Below are 18506 nucleotides of genomic sequence, written 5' to 3'. Positions count from 1 at the left end.
GATCATCGAAAAAGCGGCGGTTGGCGATGCCGGTCAGGCCGTCGGTCAGGGACAGACTTGCAAGTTTGCGGTTCGCTTCGTCCAGCTGCCGGGTACGACGCGCTACCAGCGCCTCGACGGCTGCGGTGTGCCGGGCCATCAGCCACATATACAGTGGCAGCGCCAGGGCAACCACGAGGCCGGCCAGCACGAACATCCATGGCACCACGCTCCGCCGGCTTTGAAAGTAGCCGCCGGTCGGTAGGGCCAGCAGCCGCCAGCGCATGTTGCCGAGGAGCTTGAGATCCCGCGCAAAGGACACGTCCGCGGGACGGTCCGAATGCGGCTGCTGCTGATAAGCGAACAGTTCGGTGTGGCCTCCGATGGGGTCCATGTTGACCAGGCTCGCCATAAAAAGCGACCGGAAGTCCGACCAGTCGGCGCGTTGGAGCAGCGTGGCGAAATCGAACAGGCCGACCATGACGCCGCGCAGCCGGTCCCGCCGGTTCACTGCACCGGGCGAGTGAGCTTCGTAGACGGGCAGAATTCCGAGCAATCCCTCGTTTAGCTGCGGCCAGACAGTCAGGCCGGCATGGCCAGCCACCAGGACCGAGCCCTGCGCCGGTAAAGCGTCAAGCAGGCGTAAAAAGGCCGGGTCTCCGCCCAGGTCCAGCCCGATCAGCGGTTCCTGTGGAAAGGTGGTTTTCACGTGCAGGATGGGATAATGGGCACGACGCGAAGGGGCCACCCGCGGTTGGCCCTGCGCAGAGAGTTCGAACAGGCAAAAGGTCGGGTCTTCGGCCCGTATCGAGGCTTCGAAGGCTGCACGCTGCGGTGCCTCAATATAAGGGACCCACACCAATGCGCGAATCCCCGGATGCCGTGCGATGGCCTCTTCGGCTGCGGCGTGAAACTCTTTTTTTTCCACCTGCCGGGAGGCGATGAAAAGGTTTTTAAAGGCGAACAGCACTTCCAGGTTCAGGTGCAGCTCCCGCTCCAGGTCCACCGCCCTGGCGTCGAGTTCATGCTGAAAATCGGAGCGCAGTTCGCGCTGTTCGAGGTGGCGCAGGCGCAAGGGAGCAAGTACCGCCAGGCTCATGCCCAGCAGTACGGTCAGCACCATCGTGAAACGCAACCCCTTGCTCATCTACCTGCCCGTTCTTATCGCTAGCGGTGTCAGTCGCGTCTTGCGGCAAATCGCGCCACAAGAATGCCGAGTTCATAAAGGACAACAAAAGGACCGGCGATCGCTGTCTGGGAAATGATGTCGGGGGGCGTCAGGATGGCGCCGATGACAAACGCCAGCAGCACCGCCAGGCGGCGCCGGCGCGCGAGCCAGATATGATCGACCAGGCCGAGACGGGCCAGGAAAAAGATAATGATCGGCAGCTCGAAGATCAGCCCAAAGGCCAGCAGCAGACGACAGGAAAGGGAAAGGTATCCGCCCATGGACAGCATGGCGCTGATGTTGCCGATGCCGGTGCCGTAGCCGATGAGAAAACGAAACACCATGGGAAAGGCAAAGCCGAAGCCAAACCAGGTGCCGATAGCGAAGCACGCGCTGCTGGCCACGACAAAGGGTACCGCCAGACGTTTTTCGCCAGGATAAAGCCCAGGCGCGACAAACGCCCATAGCTGCCAGAAAATCACCGGCAGGCTGGCAAGCAGGCCGGCCATGGCCGCCAGTTTCACATAGGTGAAGAAAGGTTCGGTCGCCTGGATAAAAACCAGGGAACTCCCGGCCGGCAGCGCCTGACGCAAAGGGGCGGAAATGATCTGGAACAAGGTCTCGGCAAAGACATAACAGATCACTGTGGCAAGCAGCCAGGCACCGCCCGACCAAATCAGACGGCGCCGCAACTCTTCAAGATGACTGACCAGGGGTTGATCAACCATGACCGGGTGAGGAATCCTTCGGCGGGCGGGGTGCATCGGAAGTGTCGCTCAAGGCGACCGGTTGGTCGACAGTGCTTTCGGGCGGCGTTTGTTGGACAGTAAACGCATCGTCCGCTTCTTCATGCAATTCGCGGGTGGCGCGCTTGAATTCGGCCAGCCCCTTGCCCAGGCCTCGGGCCAGCTCCGGAAGGCGTCGTGGCCCGAGAATGATCAGGGCCAGGGCCAAAATGAGCAGCAGTTCGGTGGGACCGATATTGAACATGCGGGAAACCTCTTTTCTTGGTCACGAAAGTCGAAAGTAGCCGATTTATCGGCGCAACCTGACAATAGCCGCAAACGCTCCGGCTGTCAAGAGAGTCGAAGCGGTAAAGGTTTGACAAACAAGGGGTTTTACACTATGATGCGCCCCATTATAACAGTGTTTACCCCCCTGAAGGAAAGGGCTGCGAATGGAATCGGGACAACTCAAGGATGAAATCCGGCGTCTGGCCAAAGAGCGCAACGCGCTGATCATGGCGCATTTCTACCAGCGTGACGAAATTCAGGAGATTGCCGACGTGGCCGGTGACTCGCTGGCCATGGCGATCGAGGCGGCGCACACCGACCGACAGGTGATTGTTTTGTGTGGTGTGCATTTTATGGCGGAGAGCGCCGCCATTCTGGCACCGGGCAAAACCGTGTTGTTGCCCCGCAGCGACGCCGGATGCCCCATGGCCGACATGGTCGAGGTGGATGCATTGCGGGCCATGAAAGCCCGACTTCCCGGCCGTCCGGTGGTGACCTACGTAAACTCGAGCGCCGCGGTCAAGGCCGAGAGCGACATCTGTTGTACCAGCGCCAACGCCGTGGCGGTGGTCAATTCACTGGATGCGGCCGAGGTCATCCTGGTTCCGGATCGCAATCTGGGCCGTTACATTGCCGCGAACACCGACAAAAAGTGCTATTTCTGGGAAGGCTACTGTCCGCATCACGACCAGGTGCCCGAGGAAGACGTGCTGGCCGCCAAACAGGCCCATCCCGACGCCTTGTTCCTGGCGCATCCGGAATGCCGGCCGCAGATCCTGGCGATGGCCGATCATGTGGCCTCCACCAGCGGCATGATCGATTATGTTCGCAAAAGCCCGGCGAAAAAATTCATTCTCGGCACGGAGCAGGGTATCCTTTACCGGTTGCGCAAGGAAAACCCCGACAAGCAGTTCATCATGCCCAACAGTCTGCTCTTCTGCAAAACCATGAAATACATCACTCTCGAGGATGTGCTGGCTTGCCTGCAATCCATGTCGCCGAGGGTAACGGTTCCCCCGGAAACCGCCGACAAGGCCCGCCGGGCGCTGGAGCGCATGCTGGCGGTGCCGCGTGACTGAGCAAACCGATACATTTTTTTTACGGGACGGGGCGCAGTTGCAGCGCCCCTCTCTTTTTGAAGCATGAAACCTGCTGACCTCCATATGGACCGGCATCCGGCCCTGGAAGAATTATCTCGCGCCCTGAACGATGTGCCCCGTGCCGAGCTGCTCGGCATGACCGGCAGCAGCAGCGCCTTTGTGCTGGCGCGTCTGCTGGCCGATAGCCCTGAGCCGCTACTGATTCTTGCCGCCAGCCCTGAACAGGCCACCCGCATGGCGGCCGATCTTGGTTTCTACCTCGGCAATCCCGGCCAGGTTGTCTGCCTCCCGCATTGGGAAATGCGTCCCTATGAAGCCCTGCTGCCTCATCCAGGGGTGGAGGCAGCACGACTGGCGGCGCTGGCGGTCCTCGCCGACGGGCGTGCCCGGGCTCTGGTGCTGACCGTGCGCTCAGCCATGCAACGGGTTATGCCGCGTCCCATTCTGGCCCGCTTGCGCGGCTGCCTGCGGGAAAACGAGCACCATCCCCGGGAAACGCTGTTGTCGCGCCTTGCCGACCTTGGTTACCATCCCGTACCGCTGGTCGAGGATCCCGGCACCTTTTCGGTGCGCGGCGATCTTCTGGATCTTTTTCCCCCGGCTTCCAGGGAACCGGTGCGCATCGAGTTTTTCGGTGACCAGATCGAGCGCATGCGCCCCTTCGATCCGATCAGCCAACGTTCGCGCGGCGAGAAAATCCCGGCGCTGGAACTGCTGCCCGCGCGGGAAATGATCCTGGCCGGCGAGTACCTGGACAATTTCGCGCGCAACCTCAAGCAGCGCGCCGACAGTCTGGGGCTTGCCCGCCCCCTCAGAGAAGCCCTTCTGGAAGAGGCGCGCGAGGGCTTGCTGGGACCGGGGCACAGCTTTCTTATGCCGCTGTGCTACAACGGTCTGGACAGTATCTTTGATTATTCGCTGCCCGGCGGACGGCTGGTGTGCCTCGATCCGTCGGCCATCGCCCAGGAGAAAGACCATCTCGACGATGAGGTTCGCGAGGGCGAAGCCCGTCTGGCGGACCGCGGCGAACTGTACCTGCCGGGAGAGGCTCTGTACCTGACAGGCGATGAGATGGATCGTCGGTTGCGGGGCATGCCACGTCTCGACATCCCTTCCATGCGGCTGTATCACCTGGAAGAGGCGCCTGTGCAGCTGGTGTTTCGCACCGATGGCAACGCCGACCTGCGCAGCCGGCAACAGCAGGATGGCGGCCTCGCCGCGCAGCTGGCCGACCGCATACTCGCCTGGCAACAGGACGCCTGGCGCCTGCTGCTGGTCTGTCATCAACAGGGGCAGGCCGATCGCCTGCGGTCCCTGCTGGCGGGTCGCGGTCTGGATCTGCCGCTGCTGCCGGATGTTGCGGTTTCCGCTCTGCGGCCCGGGCACCCGGTGATTACCCTGGGCGATCTGTCTGTTGGCTTCCGTCTGCCTGAGGAACGGCTTGCGGTGGTCACCGAAGAAGAGATTTTCGGCCAGCGCACCCGCCGCAGCGGGGCCGCCGAGGCGCGGGCCAAAGCGCGCCTGTCCTCTCTGGCCGAACTGCGCGAAGGTGATCTGGTGGTGCATGCCGATCACGGAATCGGTCGCTACCAGGGGTTGCGGCATCTGTGCCTGCAGGGAGCCGAGGGGGATTTCCTGCACCTGGAATATGCCGGCAAGGACCGCCTGTATCTGCCGGTGGAGCGCATCGAGAAGATTCAGAAGTATGTCGGGGTTGAGGGTGCCGCGCCGCGCCTTGACCGCATGGGCGGAGGCGCCTGGGAAAAAGCCAGGCTCAAGGCCCGCGCGGCGGTCGAGGAGCTGGCCCGCGAACTGCTGCAGATCTACGCACGGCGCGAAATGCACGAGGGCTTCCGTTTTTCGCCACCGGATGCCATGTTCCGGGAATTCGAGGCCGCTTTTCCTTACGAGGAAACCCCCGATCAGCTGGCTGCGATCAACGAGGTGCTGGCGGATATGCAGGCGCCGCGCCCCATGGACCGGGTCATCTGTGGGGACGTCGGCTACGGAAAGACCGAAGTCGCCATCCGCGCCGCCTACAAAGCGGCACTGGACGGTAAACAGGTCGCGGTGCTGGTGCCAACCACGATTCTGGCCCGCCAGCATGGCCAGACCTTCGCCGAGCGCCTGGAAAATGCGCCGGTTTCCGTCGCTTCCCTGTCGCGGCTGAACAGCGCCGCCGACCAGAAACAGATTCTGGCGCGGACCGCCGACGGCAAGATCGATATCCTCATCGGCACGCACCGGCTGCTGCAGCGCGATGTGCGCTTTAAAAACCTGGGGTTGCTGATTGTCGACGAGGAGCAGCGTTTCGGCGTCACTCACAAAGAGAGGCTGAAAAAACTTCGGGCCGAAGTCGATCTGCTGACATTGACCGCTACCCCTATTCCCAGAACCCTGCATATGAGCCTGCTGGGGCTGCGCGATCTGTCGGTCATCGATACGCCGCCTGTCGACCGCCAGGCGATCCGCACCTATGTCAGCCGTTTCGACGACGACCTGATCCGTCAGGCGATCCTCAACGAGCTGCGCCGCGGCGGCCAGGTGTTCTTCGTTCATAACCGCGTCCAGAGCATCGGTGCCATGGCCGAATTTCTCCAGAATCTGGTTCCCGAGGCGAAAATCGCCGTCGGCCACGGCCAGATGACCGAAAAGGCACTGGAAACGGTCATGATGGATTTTATTGAAGGCAGGACCAACGTGCTGGTCTGCAGCACCATCATTGAAAACGGCCTGGACATTCCGCGGGTCAACACCATTATCGTCAACCGGGCCGACTGTTTTGGTCTGGCGCAGCTTTATCAGTTGCGCGGCCGGGTCGGACGTTCCCATGTCCGCGCCTATGCCTATCTGCTGATCCCCGGAGAAAGCGCCCTGACCCATGAGGCCCGCGAGCGGCTGCGGGTGCTCACCGAACTGACCGAACTCGGTGCCGGATTCCGCATCGCCAGCCACGATCTGGAACTGCGTGGCGCCGGCGACCTGCTCGGTCCCAAACAATCCGGACAGATTGCCGCCATCGGTTTCGAGATGTATGCCGAACTGCTGGAGGACACTATCGCCGAACTCAAGGGCCAGCAGCGCGAAAACCGCATCGATCCGGAAATCCGCCTTGGCCTGTCCGCGTTTTTTCCGGAAAAATATCTTCCCGATCCCAACCAGCGGCTGGTGTTTTACAAGCAATTGGCCTGCGCCGAGGATGAAGCTTCGCTCTACGCCCTGGCCGATGAACTGCGCGACCGTTTCGGAGCTTTGCCCGACCCGGCTTTGCTGCTTCTGGAGGTCATGAAGTTGCGGGTCATGCTCAAGCAGCTGCGCATTCTCTCCGCCGATTATGACGGGCACTCTCTGACTCTGGCTTTTGCGGAAGACACCCCTGTGGCTCCTGAAAAAATCATCGCCTTGCTGGATCGGGATGCCAGAAAATACAGCTTTTCACCCGATTTCCGTCTTGCGGTACGGCTCGGGCGAATCCCTGCCGAGGGGGCTCTCGATGAAGCCAGAAAGGCGTTGCATGGCCTTGTTTAGCTATGTTAGCGTTTGCAGCCTGATGCGCTCCGGGTCATGCCGGTCGCCCTTTCCCTGTCGGATGAGCCGATGAAATCTGTTGCATTTGCCAGGCACGCCGTTCGCGGGAATCCCTGCCGGGGGTTTTACGCCCTTGCCCTGTTGTTTTTTTTGCTGCCGGCGGCCTGCAGCAGTCCGGAAAAGCTGCCTTCCCAGGTGCTGTTGACGGTTAACGACCGCACGGTTTCGCTGGAGCGGTTTCAGCATGAGTTCGAGCAGCTTCTGCCCAGGGACCGCGCTCTTCCGGAACAGGAGGAGCAGGCCCTGAGACGATCCTTTCTGGCGCAACTGATCGACCACCAGTTGCTACTGGGCGAAGCCGCCAACCTGCATCTGAGCGTTTCCGCCCGGGAGTTGGGGAAAGCGGTGCAAAACCATCTTGGTCAATATCCGCCCGGCGAATTTGAACGGACACTGGCCAAAAAGGGTCTTTCGGCCGATGCGTGGAAACAGTTGCTGCAGGAAGAGCTGCTGGTCGAAAAAGTGCTGCAGCGGATGATCAGAGACAAGATCAAGGTCGACGAAACAGACATTTCCGCTTACTTCGAGGCCAACCGGCAGAGTTTTTCACGTCCCGAACAGGTAAGGGCCCGGCAGATTACCGTTGCGGATGAGACCCAGGGTCGCAAGGTCCTCGGGATGTTGCACCAGGGCCTGCCTTTTGACGAAGCGGCGCGTCGTTATTCCGTTTCCCCCGATGCCGCACAGGGCGGAGATCTCGGGCTTTTCGCACGGGGTGAAATGCCCGAAGCATTTGATGCCGCGGTATTCGGTCTGCCTGTTGGTCATGTCAGCGATCTGGTCAAAACCGAGTATGGCTACCACATTTTCCTGGTCGAGGCGCATCGGCCCCCTTCGCAGCCCGCGCTGGAAACGGTACGCCAGGAGATCGTCGCCCTGCTGAGTCGGCAACAGGAAGAACGTCTGTATCAGGAATGGCTGCAGACCCTGCGGCAAAAGGCCTCTATTGAAGTCGACTGGGCCTTGTTGTAACCTGTTTTCTGCTGAATCTTCCGAAACAAGACACCCTGAACCCATTGCGAGGAACGGCACTCATGAAACATTTTTTTCTTATAGCCGCCGCGCTGATGCTGGCCGCTACGCCGCTGGCGGCCGAAACCATCAGCCGCATTGCCGCGATTGTCAACCAGGACATCATCACCACCGCCCAGCTTGATCGGGAAGTCGACACTCTGCTCGCCGCCGAGGGCCAGGACGAGGTTTCGGCAACCCAGAGGGACGCGCTGCGCGGCAAGATCCTCGACAAAATGATCGAGGATCTGCTGCTTCGCCAGCGCATCGAAAAGCTCGGCCTGCAGGTCTCGGAGCAGGACATAGAGCAGGCGATCAACGATGTTCAGGCACAGAACAATATCACCCGCGAACAACTCCAGGAGGCGCTGGTCGCCCAGGGAATGACGTTTGAGACATATCGCGAGCGCCTGCGCCAGCAGTTGCTCAATTTCAAGCTTGTCGGCCGGGAGATCCAGGGCCAGGTCGAGGTCACCAATGCGGAAATGCGCGATTACTATCGCGCCCATATGGAGGATTTTCGCACCGAACCCTATATCCGCCTGAGCCGCATGACCTTCCGACTCACCGCCGGGCACGGTTTCGCGGAGGTCGAGGCCATGCGCGGCAGGGCCGAAGCGGCCCGCAACGAGCTGCTTGAGGGGAAGGATTTCCATGAGATCCTGATGCAGCATGCCACGACCCCCGGGGTGGATGGCGGCGATATGGGGGAGATCCCCGAAGGCACCCTGAGCGACAGCTTTAACCGGGCAGTCAGTGACCTTTCGGCTGGCCAGGTTTCCGGCGTCATCGAAACCGCCGAGGGATTCCATATCCTGCGCCTGGAAGAACGCAGCACCGGCGAAACCCGCACCTTCGAATCGGTCAGGGACCAGATCAGAGACAAGCTGCTGGAAGACAAACGCGCCTCGGCCCTTTCCGAGTGGACCCGGAATCTGCGTGACAGTGCCGATATCGAGAAACGTCTGTGAGCGTCATGCGCCAGCCCTTGATCCTGACCATGGGCGATCCGACGGGTGTCGGTCCGGAAATTATCGCGAGGGCCTGGCTCGAAGGTCATTTCGAGACGGTAAATCGTCCCCTGCTGACAGCCGGGGACCCGGGGATTCTGCACCGGGCGGCCTGCCTGTATGATGCCGACTGCGTTCTGACCGAAAGCCGCGAGGGACCGGCCAGCCACATGCTGGTTGGCAAGGGCCGGCGGATGGCGATCCGCGCCCTGTCGCGCCTGCCTGCCGGGCAGCTGGTCGCTGGCCGGCCGGATGCGGCCTGCGGTCGGGCCATGCTCGATTACATCACCTGGGCCTGCGACCGCTGCCTTGCCGGGGAGGCGGCAGCCATGATCACAGGGCCCATCAACAAGCAGGCGATTCTGGCCGCCGGTTGCGACGCGCCCGGTCACACCGAGCTGCTGGCCCGCCGCTGCAAGGTCGACAAGGTGGTGATGATGCTCGGCGGCAGCCGCCTCAAGGTCTGCCTGGTCACGACCCATCTGGCCATCAGGGATGTCCCCGCGGCGCTGAATCGTGACGAAATTCTTTCCACCATACGTATTGCCGATGCTGCCTTCCGCCGCTTTTTCGCTTGCTCCCGGCCGCGCCTGGCAGTGCTGGCCCTCAATCCCCATGCCGGGGAAGGCGGCCGTTTCGGCGACGAGGAATCCCGCATCATCGCCCCGGCCATCGACGCGGCGCGCCGCCTTGGCATCAGCGCCAGCGGCCCCCACAGTGCCGATGCCCTGTTCCATTTCGCCGTTCGCGGCGACTACGACGCGGTCATCTGCATGTATCACGACCAGGGGCTGATTCCGCTGAAGCTGCTGCATTTCGAGGACGGCGTCAATACGACGCTGGGCCTGCCCATCATCCGCACCTCGGTCGACCACGGCACGGCCTACGATCTGGCCGGCACCGGCAAGGCGGATTGCCGCAGTCTGGTCGAGGCGGTGAAAATGGCCGCCCGGATGGCCCCTGCGGGGCTGTAACCGCCCGCCTTGCGGCTGTGCCGGCAGCCCTGCGTGTCCGCCCATTTCGGGTGAGTGCCGCAGGTGGGCCGCCGAGGTCAAACACATGGGTTTGCCCCTGCGGGGTTTCACCTCCGGACGAATCGATGGACGTATTATGAGCAAAACCATCATCATCAAAGGCGCCTGTGAGCATAACCTCAAGGGCATCGACGTCACCATCCCTCGGGACAAGCTGGTGGTGATCACCGGCGTGTCCGGATCGGGCAAGAGCACCCTGGCCTTCGACACACTGTATGCCGAGGGCCAGCGACGCTACGTGGAGAGCCTTTCGGCCTATGCCCGGCAGTTTCTCGAACAGATGTCCAAGCCCGACGTTGAAAGCATCGAGGGTTTGTCTCCGGCCATTTCCATCGAGCAGAAAACCACCTCCAAAAATCCGCGTTCCACCGTCGGCACCGTTACCGAGATCTACGATTACCTGCGGCTGCTGTTCGCCCGCGTCGGCCGCATCCACTGCCACGGTTGCGGCAAGGAGATCGCCTCCTGGACGGTGCAGCAGATGGTCGACCGTATCATGACCCTGCCGGAAAATACCCGACTGCTGCTGCTGGCTCCTATGGTGCGTGGCCGCAAGGGCGAATATCGCAAGGAGATGCGTCAGCTGCAGGCCGACGGTTTCGTGCGCATCCGTATCGATGGTGAGATGCGGGAACTCGGCGAGGACATCGTCCTGGATAAAAATAAAAAGCATACACTGGAGGTGGTGGTCGACCGTCTGGTGATGCGTCCCGGCATCGAAAGCCGCCTGGCCGATTCGCTTGAAACCGCCCTGCGCCTGGCCGGTGGCATTGTGCGGGTGGAGGAGGTCGACGGAGAAAGCCGCCTGTTTTCCGAGCAGCATGCCTGCGCCGATTGCGGCATCTCCTATCCGGAAATCACGCCGCGCATGTTCTCCTTCAACAATCCCTACGGGGCGTGCCCGGACTGTTCGGGGCTCGGTACGCGGATGTATTTCGATCCCGAGGAGGTGGTTCCCAACCCGGAGCTTTCTCTGCGCGAAGGCGCCGTGGTGCCCTGGGAGACCCGCACCGGTTTTTACTACCATCAGCTGCTGGAAGCACTGGCCGACCATTACGGGTTCGACATCAATACCCCTTTTGCCCGCCTGCCGGAGCGCATACGCCAGATTCTGCTGTACGGCTCGGGCAAGGAACAGGTGCGTTTTTTTTACGATCAGGGCGAGCGGCGCCACTATTTCGAGAAGCCCTTCGAGGGGATTATCCCCAATCTGGAGCGGCGCTACCGTGAATCCGACTCGGACCGCGTGCGGGAAAACCTCGAACGCTTCATGAACGTCATGCCCTGCCCGACCTGCCAGGGTGCGCGTCTGCGTCCGGAATCCCTGTTTGTGCGGGTCGGCGGCAGCAACATTCAGGAAGTCTGCGCCCTCTCCATCCATAAGGCTGAGCGCTTTTTCGCGGAACTGCGCCTGACCGACAAGGAATTCGAGATCGCCCGCCGGATTCTGAAGGAGATCCGTGAGCGGCTGTCGTTTCTGACCTATGTGGGACTCGACTACCTGAGCCTGGACCGGGCTTCGGGCACCCTGTCGGGCGGCGAGGGGCAACGAATCCGCCTGGCCACCCAGGTCGGCTCGTCGCTGGTCGGGGTGCTGTATATCCTCGACGAACCGTCCATCGGCCTGCATCAGAGGGACAACCGCCGTCTCATCGATACCCTCAAGCGGCTGCGCGATCTGGGCAATACGGTGCTGGTGGTGGAGCACGATGAAGAGACCATTCTCGAAGCGGATCATGTCATCGACATGGGGCCGGGCGCCGGGGTCCACGGCGGCGAGATTGTCTCCCAGGGCACGCCGCAGGAAATCCTCGACGATCCCTCTTCCCTTACCGGCCGCTACCTGTCCGGCGCCCTGACCATTCCCCTGCCGGCGGAACGCCGCCGCGGCGAACGCAGTCTGCGGATTGTCGGAGCGCGGGAAAACAACCTCAAAGGCATCGATGCCGCCATCCCCCTGGGGGTGATGACCTGCGTCACCGGGGTATCGGGCTCCGGAAAGTCGACTTTGATCATCGACACCCTGTTCAAGGCCCTGTCCCAGCGACTCTACCGCTCCCGGGACAAGGCCGGCAGGGTCGACGACATCCGCGGGCTGGAGCATCTCGACAAGGTTATCGACATCGACCAGTCGCCCATCGGCCGCACGCCGCGTTCCAATCCGGCGACCTACAGTGGCGTTTTTACAGAGATTCGCGACCTGTTTGCCCAGTTGCCGGAGGCCAAACTGCGCGGCTACAAGCCGGGGCGGTTTTCCTTCAACGTCAAGGGCGGCCGCTGCGAAGCCTGTCAGGGCGAGGGGATCCTCAAGATCGAAATGCATTTCCTGCCGGATGTCTATGTGCAGTGCGAGGTCTGCAAGGGCGCGCGCTACAATCGCGAGACTCTCGAAGTGCGCTACAAGGGCAAGAACATTGCGGAAGTGCTCGACATGACAGTCAACCAGGCCCTGGTTTTCATGGAAAACATTCCCCGCATCCGCAACAAGCTGGAAATGCTGCGCGATGTGGGCCTGGGCTACATCAAGCTGGGGCAGAGTGCCACCACCCTTTCGGGGGGGGAAGCGCAGCGGGTCAAGCTGGCCAAGGAGCTGGGCAAGCGTGGTACCGGCCGCACCATTTACATTCTTGACGAACCGACCACCGGCCTGCATTTTGCCGATATCCACAAATTGCTGGACGTGCTGCACCGGCTGGTCGATGCCGGCAATACGGTGGTCGTCATCGAGCATAACCTCGACGTCATCAAGACCGCCGATCACATCATCGATCTGGGTCCGGAAGGCGGCAGTCGCGGTGGCGAGATCGTGGTCTGCGGAACGCCGGAAGACGTGGCGCGCTGTTCCGCCTCCTATACCGGGCGCTATCTGCGGCCTTACCTCAACCTGTAATCCGGGCTTGTGTCGCATCCGACTTCTGATGCTTGCCTATCGCCACGATCGCAAGGACGAATCTTCATGAAACGCTCATTGCTCGCAGTCAAGAACCTGGACCCAGGCTGGGCGCTTATTTTGTATTATGCTTGCGCCATAGTGCTTGGCGGCGCCCTGTTGACCCTGCCCATTGCCGCCAACGGCGAGCCGTTGTCATTCCTGGATGCGCTGTTTACCGCCACTTCGGCGCAGTGCGTCACCGGTCTGGTGGTTGTTGACACCGGCACCAGGCTCACCCTGTTCGGCCAGCTGGTGGTGCTGATGCTGATCCAGGTCGGGGGGCTTGGCATCACCACTTTTTCCGTGTATCTGTTTTTCTATCTGGGCATGGGGGTCGGCATTCGCGACCGCTGGGTTATCCAGGAGACCCTGCTGCATACGCCGGTCGATTCGCTGCGCGATCTGGTGCGCAGTATTTTCCGCTATACCCTGGTTATCGAAGCGGCCGGGGCGGCGTTGCTGGCGGTTGCCTTCGTGCCCCGCATGGGATGGGGAAAGGGGATTTACAGCGCCGTTTTTCATAGTATATCCGCGTTTTGCAACGCGGGATTCGCCCTGTATGCCGACAGCATGATCGGTTATCGCGCCGAACCGCTGGTCAATATCACCCTGATGGCGCTGATCATTCTCGGCGGCATCGGCTTTCTGGTCATCAAGGAGACCTTCGATCTGAGCCAGAACCGCCAGCGGTCGCGGAAACGCCGCCGGCGGCTGTCTCTGCATTCGCGCCTGGTATTCATGACCAGCGCCATTCTGATCGTTGGGGGCGCCCTGCTGATCGGCCTGCTCGAAGCCTCTGCATCCCTGAAATCGATGGGAGCAGCTGAGGGGTTCTGGGTAGCCCTGTTTCAATCGGTCACCTCCCGCACCGCCGGTTTCAACTCCATCGACCTCAACCTGTTCGAGGTGCCGACCCTGTTTCTGATTATGTTCCTGATGTTTGTCGGTGCCTCGCCGGGATCTTGCGGCGGGGGTATCAAAACCACCAGCCTGGCGTTGTTCGTGGCCATTATGCACAGCCGCCTCAAGGGCAATCCCCATACCAACGTATTTCGTCGCACGCTGCCCGCGGCGGCCGTCAACAAAACCCTGACCCTGGTCATGACAGCCCTGCTGTTCATCGCTTTGGCGGTGTTTTCCCTGCTGGCGGTACAGATGCAGGGCCTGCCGGCCATGGCCAGTCGCGGCGCGTTTCTGGAATATGCCTTCGAGGCCGTTTCGGCTTTTGCCACCGTCGGCCTGTCTCTCGGTGCCACCGCCAAACTGGTGCCGGCCGGCAAGCTGATTGTTATCCTGCTGATGTTCATCGGGCGCATCGGTTTGCTCACCGTGGCTTTCACCATGATCCAGCGGTCCCGCAAGGCAGCCGTTCCTGTGCACTACGCCGAAGAGAACATCATGATCGGCTGATCAACATCCATCCGTCCGGGAGTTTTTCGTCATGAAACGATTTTGCGTCATAGGTCTGGGGAATTTCGGTTTTCACGTCGCCAAGACCCTTTACGAGGAAGGTCATGAGGTCATTGCCATCGATCTCAACCAGGACAAGGTCCAGCGCATCAAAAACTCATCGTCCTATGCCATCTTCGGAGATGCTTCCAACAAGGAGTTTCTCAAGGGCCAGGGGGTCGGGGAAATGGACGCGGTGATCCTTTCTACCGGCGAGCGTTCCCACCTGTCGACTCTGATCACCCTGCACCTGAAGGAAATGAACGTCCCGCGTATCCTGGTCAAGGCCATCGATGAGGACCATGGACGCATTCTGGAAAAAGTCGGCGCAACCGACATTATCTTTCCGGAAAAGGACATGGCCATTAAAACCGCCAAGGGCCTTTGTTCCTCCAATATCCTCGAATTCATTCCCATCGCCGAGGATTATTCCATCACCGAGGTGGCGCCGCCGAACCATTTTATCGGCAAGAACCTCATCAATCTCGATCTGCGCCGCAAATATCATGTCACCGTGATTGGCATCCGCGACATGCTGACCGGCGATTTCAACACGCTGCCGCCACCGACCCACGTCATCAAGGACAGTGACCTGCTGGTGGTGATCGGCAAGGCGGAAGATGTGGAAAAAGCCTGTCAGAACAAATGACGGCGTGATGGAGGATGGCGCGCGGTGGTCGTTTCGCGCGGTCGGTGAAAAGCTATGATTGAAAAAATTTGCCGCCGGCGGTTCTGACCCACGGGCCAGCGGCAGGCCCCCGCTTATTCGCCCTGCTGTTTTTTTCCGCATCGGACTTCGGGACACATTTATGGCACCTCCTTCCGTCAGCGTTTCCAGCGTTTTTGTCACTCTTGCCAGCCTGGTGATTGTCGCCGCCGGGCTGAATGCCGGCAAGGTGATTCTGGTTCCTTTCCTGCTTTCCGCCTTCATCGCCATCCTTGGTGCTTCGCCCATGTTCTGGCTTCAGCGTCGCGGCCTGCCGGTCTGGCTGGCGCTGACCATCGTCATGCTGGCGGTGTTTCTGGCCGGTCTGTTGCTGGCCGGCCTGGTGGGAACTTCCGTCGCCGCCTTCTCCGAAAACCTGCCTTTGTACGAAAACAGGCTTCGCCAGTTGCTCGATACCCTGATTGCATGGCTGGACAGTATAAACATTCATCTGTCCGGTCCGGCCCTGAGCGAGGCTTTCGACCCGGGCGCGGTCATGAAGCTGGTCGCCACCCTGTTCAATGCCATCACCAACATGCTTGCCAACGGCGTCCTGGTCCTGATGACCGTCATCTTCATGCTGCTGGAAGCGTCCGGCATGCCAGCCAAGCTGCGTACGGTGCTTGGTCCCTCCCGCCGATTCGGGGGCTTCGACAGTTTCGTGCGCAACCTTCAGCACTACATGGCCATCAAAACCATCGTAAGCCTGATCACCGGCCTGCTGGTCACTCTGGTGCTGGTGGTGATCGGCGTCGATTTTCCATTGCTGTGGGGCCTGCTGGCGTTTCTGCTCAATTATGTGCCCAATATCGGTTCGATCATCGCCGCCGTGCCGGCCGTATTGCTTGCCATGGTGCAACTGGGTCCCTGGCAGGCCCTGTTTGCCGGCCTCGGGTATCTGGCCATCAACCTGATCATGGGCAATATTCTCGAACCGCGCTTCATGGGGCATGGCCTTGGTCTCTCGCCACTGATCGTGTTCCTGTCACTGTTGTTCTGGGGATGGCTGCTCGGTCCGGTCGGCATGTTGTTGTCGGTTCCGTTGACCATTACCGCCAAAATCGCCCTGGACAGCCATGAAGATACGCGGTGGGTTGCCGTGCTGCTGGGGCCGGCGGTGCTTCCGAACCAGGATGCCGCTTCGGAAAAAAGTCCGCCAGAGACACGCCATAAACCTTGAAATTCCCGGTGGCGGCCTGTTCATGGCAGGCGCCCGCGCGGGCAACAGCCAGAAATACGATTCCCGTCTCCTTGCCCATATCTTTACATCGGGTACGACCATGGTCGTACCCGAATTATTTTGTTTGAACAAAAAAATACATTCGTGTATGTTTGTTTCCTTCCCTTCCCCGCTCCCATTCATCGAGGGCCACCATGAGAGTTGAAAAAATGGAAACAAAAAGCAGTTTTTGGCGTCGCTGCGTACCGCGATGGGCCGATAAGGTCGCCGGCATGCTGGGATTATTGCTGCTGACCGGCTGTCTCGCCGTCGGTCCGGATTACACGCCCCCCGAAACCTCCATGCCCGAGGCCTGGCAACAGGGGCAGGATATCACCCTGACCCCGGAACGCGCTGTAACCGTTGCCTGGTGGAGCTCCTTCGGAGATCCGCTGCTCGACGGATTCATCGAACAGGCTGCGCGCCACAATCTGGATGTTCGGCAGGCCGTGGCCCGTATCCGCGAAGCGCGCGCCAGCCTTGGCGTGGCGCGGGGAGAATGGTGGCCCCGGGCCGATGCCGAAGGCAGCGCCGTGCGTCAGCGTTCCAGCGAAAACGGTTTGTACGGAGCCGGTGCCAGCACCGAAACCCTGTACAGCGCGGGACTCGATGCCAGTTGGGAGATCGACCTGTTCGGTCGCATCAGCCGTTCGACGGAAGCGGCCCGGGCTGAGTTCATGGCCAGCGAAGAAGATCGTCGCGATGTGCTGATCAGCGTGTTTGCCGAGGTGGCCCGTACCTATTTCGATATCCGTACCTACCAGGCGCGGCTGACGGCGACGCAGGGCAACATAGAATCCCAGCAGCAGGTTCTGAAATTGACCCGTTCGCGTTTTCGCAACGGACTGGCCACCGGCCTTGACGTGGCCCAGGCAGAGCAGGTGCTGGCCGCGTCCCAGGCGGAGGTTCCGCCGTTGCAGGTTGGCCTGACCCGGTCCATCAACACCCTGGCGGTATTGCTGGGCCAGGCCCCCGGGACACTTTCCGGGCAACTTCGGCAACCGGCGCCGATTCCGGTGCCACCACCCCAGGTCGCCATCGGTGTCCCTGCCGAGCTGTTGCGACAGCGCCCCGATATTCGCCGTGCCGAGCGCCAATTGGCGGCCCAGACCGCACGTATCGGCGTCGCCAAAGCGGATCTCTATCCCCGTTTGTCCCTGAGCGGCGTCTTCGCTTTTGAGGCCATCGATGCCGGAGATCTGCTGCGGGGCGGCAGCCGGGCCTTCGGCTTCGGGCCGACCCTGCGCTGGCTGCTGTTTGATGGTGGCCGGGTCCGGGCCCAGGTAGCCGTACAGGACGCCAGGACCGAACAGGCATTGCTCACCTACGAGCAGAGCGTTCTCAATGCCCTCAATGAAGTGGAGAACGCCCTCAGCCAGTATCTCAACCAGCGCACCCGGCTGGCGGCTCTGGAGCGTTCGGTACAGGCCGCGCAACGCTCCCTGAAGCTGGCCACGCGTTTGTACCGCGACGGCCTGGTCGATTTCCAGAATGTTCTCGATGCGCAACGCTCCCTGTTCGCTAACGAAAATCAGCTGGCTGCCGCGCGTGGCAACACCTCCATCTATCTGGTGCAGTTGTACAAGGCGCTGGGCGGCGGCTGGGATCCGGCAGAAAACCTTGCAACCGAAAAATCGTTGGAACCCCCCTCCGAGGAGAAAAAATAATGGTCAGGATTATCAGAACGAACAAAGTCTGTTTGGGGTTACTGCTGGCGGCCCTGTCACTTACGACCGGATGCCGTGAGAAAAACACTTTTGTCGCTCCGCCGCCTCCCGCGGTTACGGTGGCTTTTCCTCAGAGGAAAGACATTACCCACTACGCCCAGTATTCCGGACAGACCCATGCTGTGGAATCGGTGGAAATCCGGGCCAGGGTGGAGGGCTATCTTGAAAAGATTCATTTCAATGACGCCGACTTCGTCAAACAGGGCCAGCTCCTGTTTACCATCGACCCCAAGCCTTATCAGGCCCGGCTTGACGAGGCCCGGGCGAACCTGGCGACCCGCCAGGCCGAGCTGCGGCTGGCTGAAGCGACCCTGAAACGCAAGCAAAGCGCGTTTGAGGATCAGGCGGTGAGTGAAGTGGAAGTGATCGAAGCTCAGGCATTGCGGGATCAGGCCGCGGCAGCTATTGACGCGGCACGTGCCGCCATAGAGACCGCCCGGCTTGATCTTTCCTATACCCAGGTCCGCTCTCCCATCAGCGGTCGCATAGGCCGGCGGTTTGTGGATGTCGGCAATCTGGTCGGAGCGACTGAAAAAACCCTGTTGGCCACCATTGTCAACATCAGTCCCG

At 61.0% G+C, this 18506-nt stretch carries 14 protein-coding genes; 11 read left to right on the top strand and 3 right to left on the bottom strand.

The features are described 5' to 3' along the window. From AB7E65_RS03560 to AB7E65_RS03550, 3 genes are all read right to left on the bottom strand, one after another. Nucleotides 1-1126: CHASE domain-containing protein (locus AB7E65_RS03560; RefSeq protein ID WP_428745283.1), on the bottom strand; the 1126-nt coding region annotated here is incomplete at its 3' end. A gap of 29 nt (nucleotides 1127-1155) precedes the next feature. Further along, nucleotides 1156-1875: a twin-arginine translocase subunit TatC gene (gene tatC, locus AB7E65_RS03555; protein ID WP_072286620.1), complete on the bottom strand. Its 720-nt coding sequence runs from the start codon at nucleotides 1873-1875 to the stop codon at nucleotides 1156-1158. After that, nucleotides 1868-2137 (bottom strand): twin-arginine translocase TatA/TatE family subunit, encoded by a 270-nt coding sequence (locus AB7E65_RS03550; protein WP_072286621.1) that lies wholly within the window; start codon nucleotides 2135-2137, stop codon nucleotides 1868-1870. The genes tatC and AB7E65_RS03550 overlap by 8 nt, the downstream gene beginning before the upstream one ends. 187 nt (nucleotides 2138-2324) lie before the next feature. Here AB7E65_RS03550 and nadA point away from each other — a divergent pair, with 187 nt between their 5' ends. From nadA to AB7E65_RS03495, 11 genes are all read left to right on the top strand, one after another. After that, the gene (gene nadA / locus AB7E65_RS03545; protein ID WP_072286622.1) at nucleotides 2325-3239 is read left to right on the top strand and encodes a quinolinate synthase NadA; all 915 of its coding nucleotides are present in this window, start codon (nucleotides 2325-2327) and stop codon (nucleotides 3237-3239) included. Nucleotides 3240-3302: 63 nt separating this feature from the next. Further along, a complete protein-coding gene (mfd, locus tag AB7E65_RS03540) occupies nucleotides 3303-6788 on the top strand; it encodes a transcription-repair coupling factor (RefSeq protein WP_428745282.1) in 3486 nt (1161 codons plus the stop codon). A 69-nt stretch (nucleotides 6789-6857) separates the two neighbouring features. After that, nucleotides 6858-7820, top strand: coding sequence for a peptidylprolyl isomerase (locus AB7E65_RS03535; protein ID WP_428745281.1), 963 nt, complete (start codon nucleotides 6858-6860; stop codon nucleotides 7818-7820). A gap of 62 nt (nucleotides 7821-7882) precedes the next feature. Beyond that, nucleotides 7883-8830 (top strand): SurA N-terminal domain-containing protein, encoded by a 948-nt coding sequence (locus AB7E65_RS03530; RefSeq protein ID WP_320360738.1) that lies wholly within the window; start codon nucleotides 7883-7885, stop codon nucleotides 8828-8830. A 5-nt stretch (nucleotides 8831-8835) separates the two neighbouring features. Next, a complete protein-coding gene (gene pdxA / locus AB7E65_RS03525; RefSeq protein ID WP_072288064.1) occupies nucleotides 8836-9843 on the top strand; it encodes a 4-hydroxythreonine-4-phosphate dehydrogenase PdxA in 1008 nt (335 codons plus the stop codon). A 136-nt stretch (nucleotides 9844-9979) separates the two neighbouring features. Then, nucleotides 9980-12793: an excinuclease ABC subunit UvrA gene (gene uvrA / locus AB7E65_RS03520; protein ID WP_428745280.1), complete on the top strand. Its 2814-nt coding sequence runs from the start codon at nucleotides 9980-9982 to the stop codon at nucleotides 12791-12793. A gap of 66 nt (nucleotides 12794-12859) precedes the next feature. After that, the gene (locus AB7E65_RS03515; protein ID WP_072286626.1) at nucleotides 12860-14245 is read left to right on the top strand and encodes a TrkH family potassium uptake protein; all 1386 of its coding nucleotides are present in this window, start codon (nucleotides 12860-12862) and stop codon (nucleotides 14243-14245) included. A 31-nt stretch (nucleotides 14246-14276) separates the two neighbouring features. Beyond that, nucleotides 14277-14933: a potassium channel family protein gene (locus tag AB7E65_RS03510; protein WP_072286627.1), complete on the top strand. Its 657-nt coding sequence runs from the start codon at nucleotides 14277-14279 to the stop codon at nucleotides 14931-14933. A 160-nt stretch (nucleotides 14934-15093) separates the two neighbouring features. Next, a complete protein-coding gene (locus tag AB7E65_RS03505; RefSeq protein WP_320360736.1) occupies nucleotides 15094-16170 on the top strand; it encodes an AI-2E family transporter in 1077 nt (358 codons plus the stop codon). 194 nt (nucleotides 16171-16364) lie between these two features. Then, complete coding sequence (locus AB7E65_RS03500; RefSeq protein WP_072286628.1) at nucleotides 16365-17876, top strand: efflux transporter outer membrane subunit; 1512 nt, start codon at nucleotides 16365-16367, stop codon at nucleotides 17874-17876. Further along, nucleotides 17876-18506: efflux RND transporter periplasmic adaptor subunit (locus tag AB7E65_RS03495; RefSeq protein WP_428745279.1), on the top strand; the 631-nt coding region annotated here is incomplete at its 3' end. The genes AB7E65_RS03500 and AB7E65_RS03495, both read left to right, overlap by 1 nt.

The sequence above is a fragment of the Syntrophotalea sp. genome, from assembly GCF_050253115.1.
Taxonomy (GTDB): Bacteria; Desulfobacterota; Desulfuromonadia; order Desulfuromonadales; family Syntrophotaleaceae; genus Syntrophotalea; species Syntrophotalea acetylenica.
This window is presented reverse-complemented; position numbering and strand designations above follow the sequence as displayed.

What these genes read in the sequence shown, in the direction of transcription:
- AB7E65_RS03550 (WP_072286621.1), bottom strand. Translation starts at nt 2,137, where the DNA reads ATGTTCAATATCGGTCCCACCGAACTGCTGCTCATTTTGGCCCTGGCC.
- AB7E65_RS03505 (WP_320360736.1), top strand. Translation starts at nt 15,094, where the DNA reads ATGGCACCTCCTTCCGTCAGCGTTTCCAGCGTTTTTGTCACTCTTGCC.
- AB7E65_RS03515 (WP_072286626.1), top strand. Translation starts at nt 12,860, where the DNA reads ATGAAACGCTCATTGCTCGCAGTCAAGAACCTGGACCCAGGCTGGGCG.
- nadA (WP_072286622.1), top strand. Translation starts at nt 2,325, where the DNA reads ATGGAATCGGGACAACTCAAGGATGAAATCCGGCGTCTGGCCAAAGAG.
- uvrA (WP_428745280.1), top strand. Translation starts at nt 9,980, where the DNA reads ATGAGCAAAACCATCATCATCAAAGGCGCCTGTGAGCATAACCTCAAG.
- AB7E65_RS03530 (WP_320360738.1), top strand. Translation starts at nt 7,883, where the DNA reads ATGAAACATTTTTTTCTTATAGCCGCCGCGCTGATGCTGGCCGCTACG.
- AB7E65_RS03535 (WP_428745281.1), top strand. Translation starts at nt 6,858, where the DNA reads ATGAAATCTGTTGCATTTGCCAGGCACGCCGTTCGCGGGAATCCCTGC.
- AB7E65_RS03500 (WP_072286628.1), top strand. Translation starts at nt 16,365, where the DNA reads ATGAGAGTTGAAAAAATGGAAACAAAAAGCAGTTTTTGGCGTCGCTGC.
- mfd (WP_428745282.1), top strand. Translation starts at nt 3,303, where the DNA reads ATGAAACCTGCTGACCTCCATATGGACCGGCATCCGGCCCTGGAAGAA.
- tatC (WP_072286620.1), bottom strand. Translation starts at nt 1,875, where the DNA reads ATGGTTGATCAACCCCTGGTCAGTCATCTTGAAGAGTTGCGGCGCCGT.
- pdxA (WP_072288064.1), top strand. Translation starts at nt 8,836, where the DNA reads ATGCGCCAGCCCTTGATCCTGACCATGGGCGATCCGACGGGTGTCGGT.
- AB7E65_RS03510 (WP_072286627.1), top strand. Translation starts at nt 14,277, where the DNA reads ATGAAACGATTTTGCGTCATAGGTCTGGGGAATTTCGGTTTTCACGTC.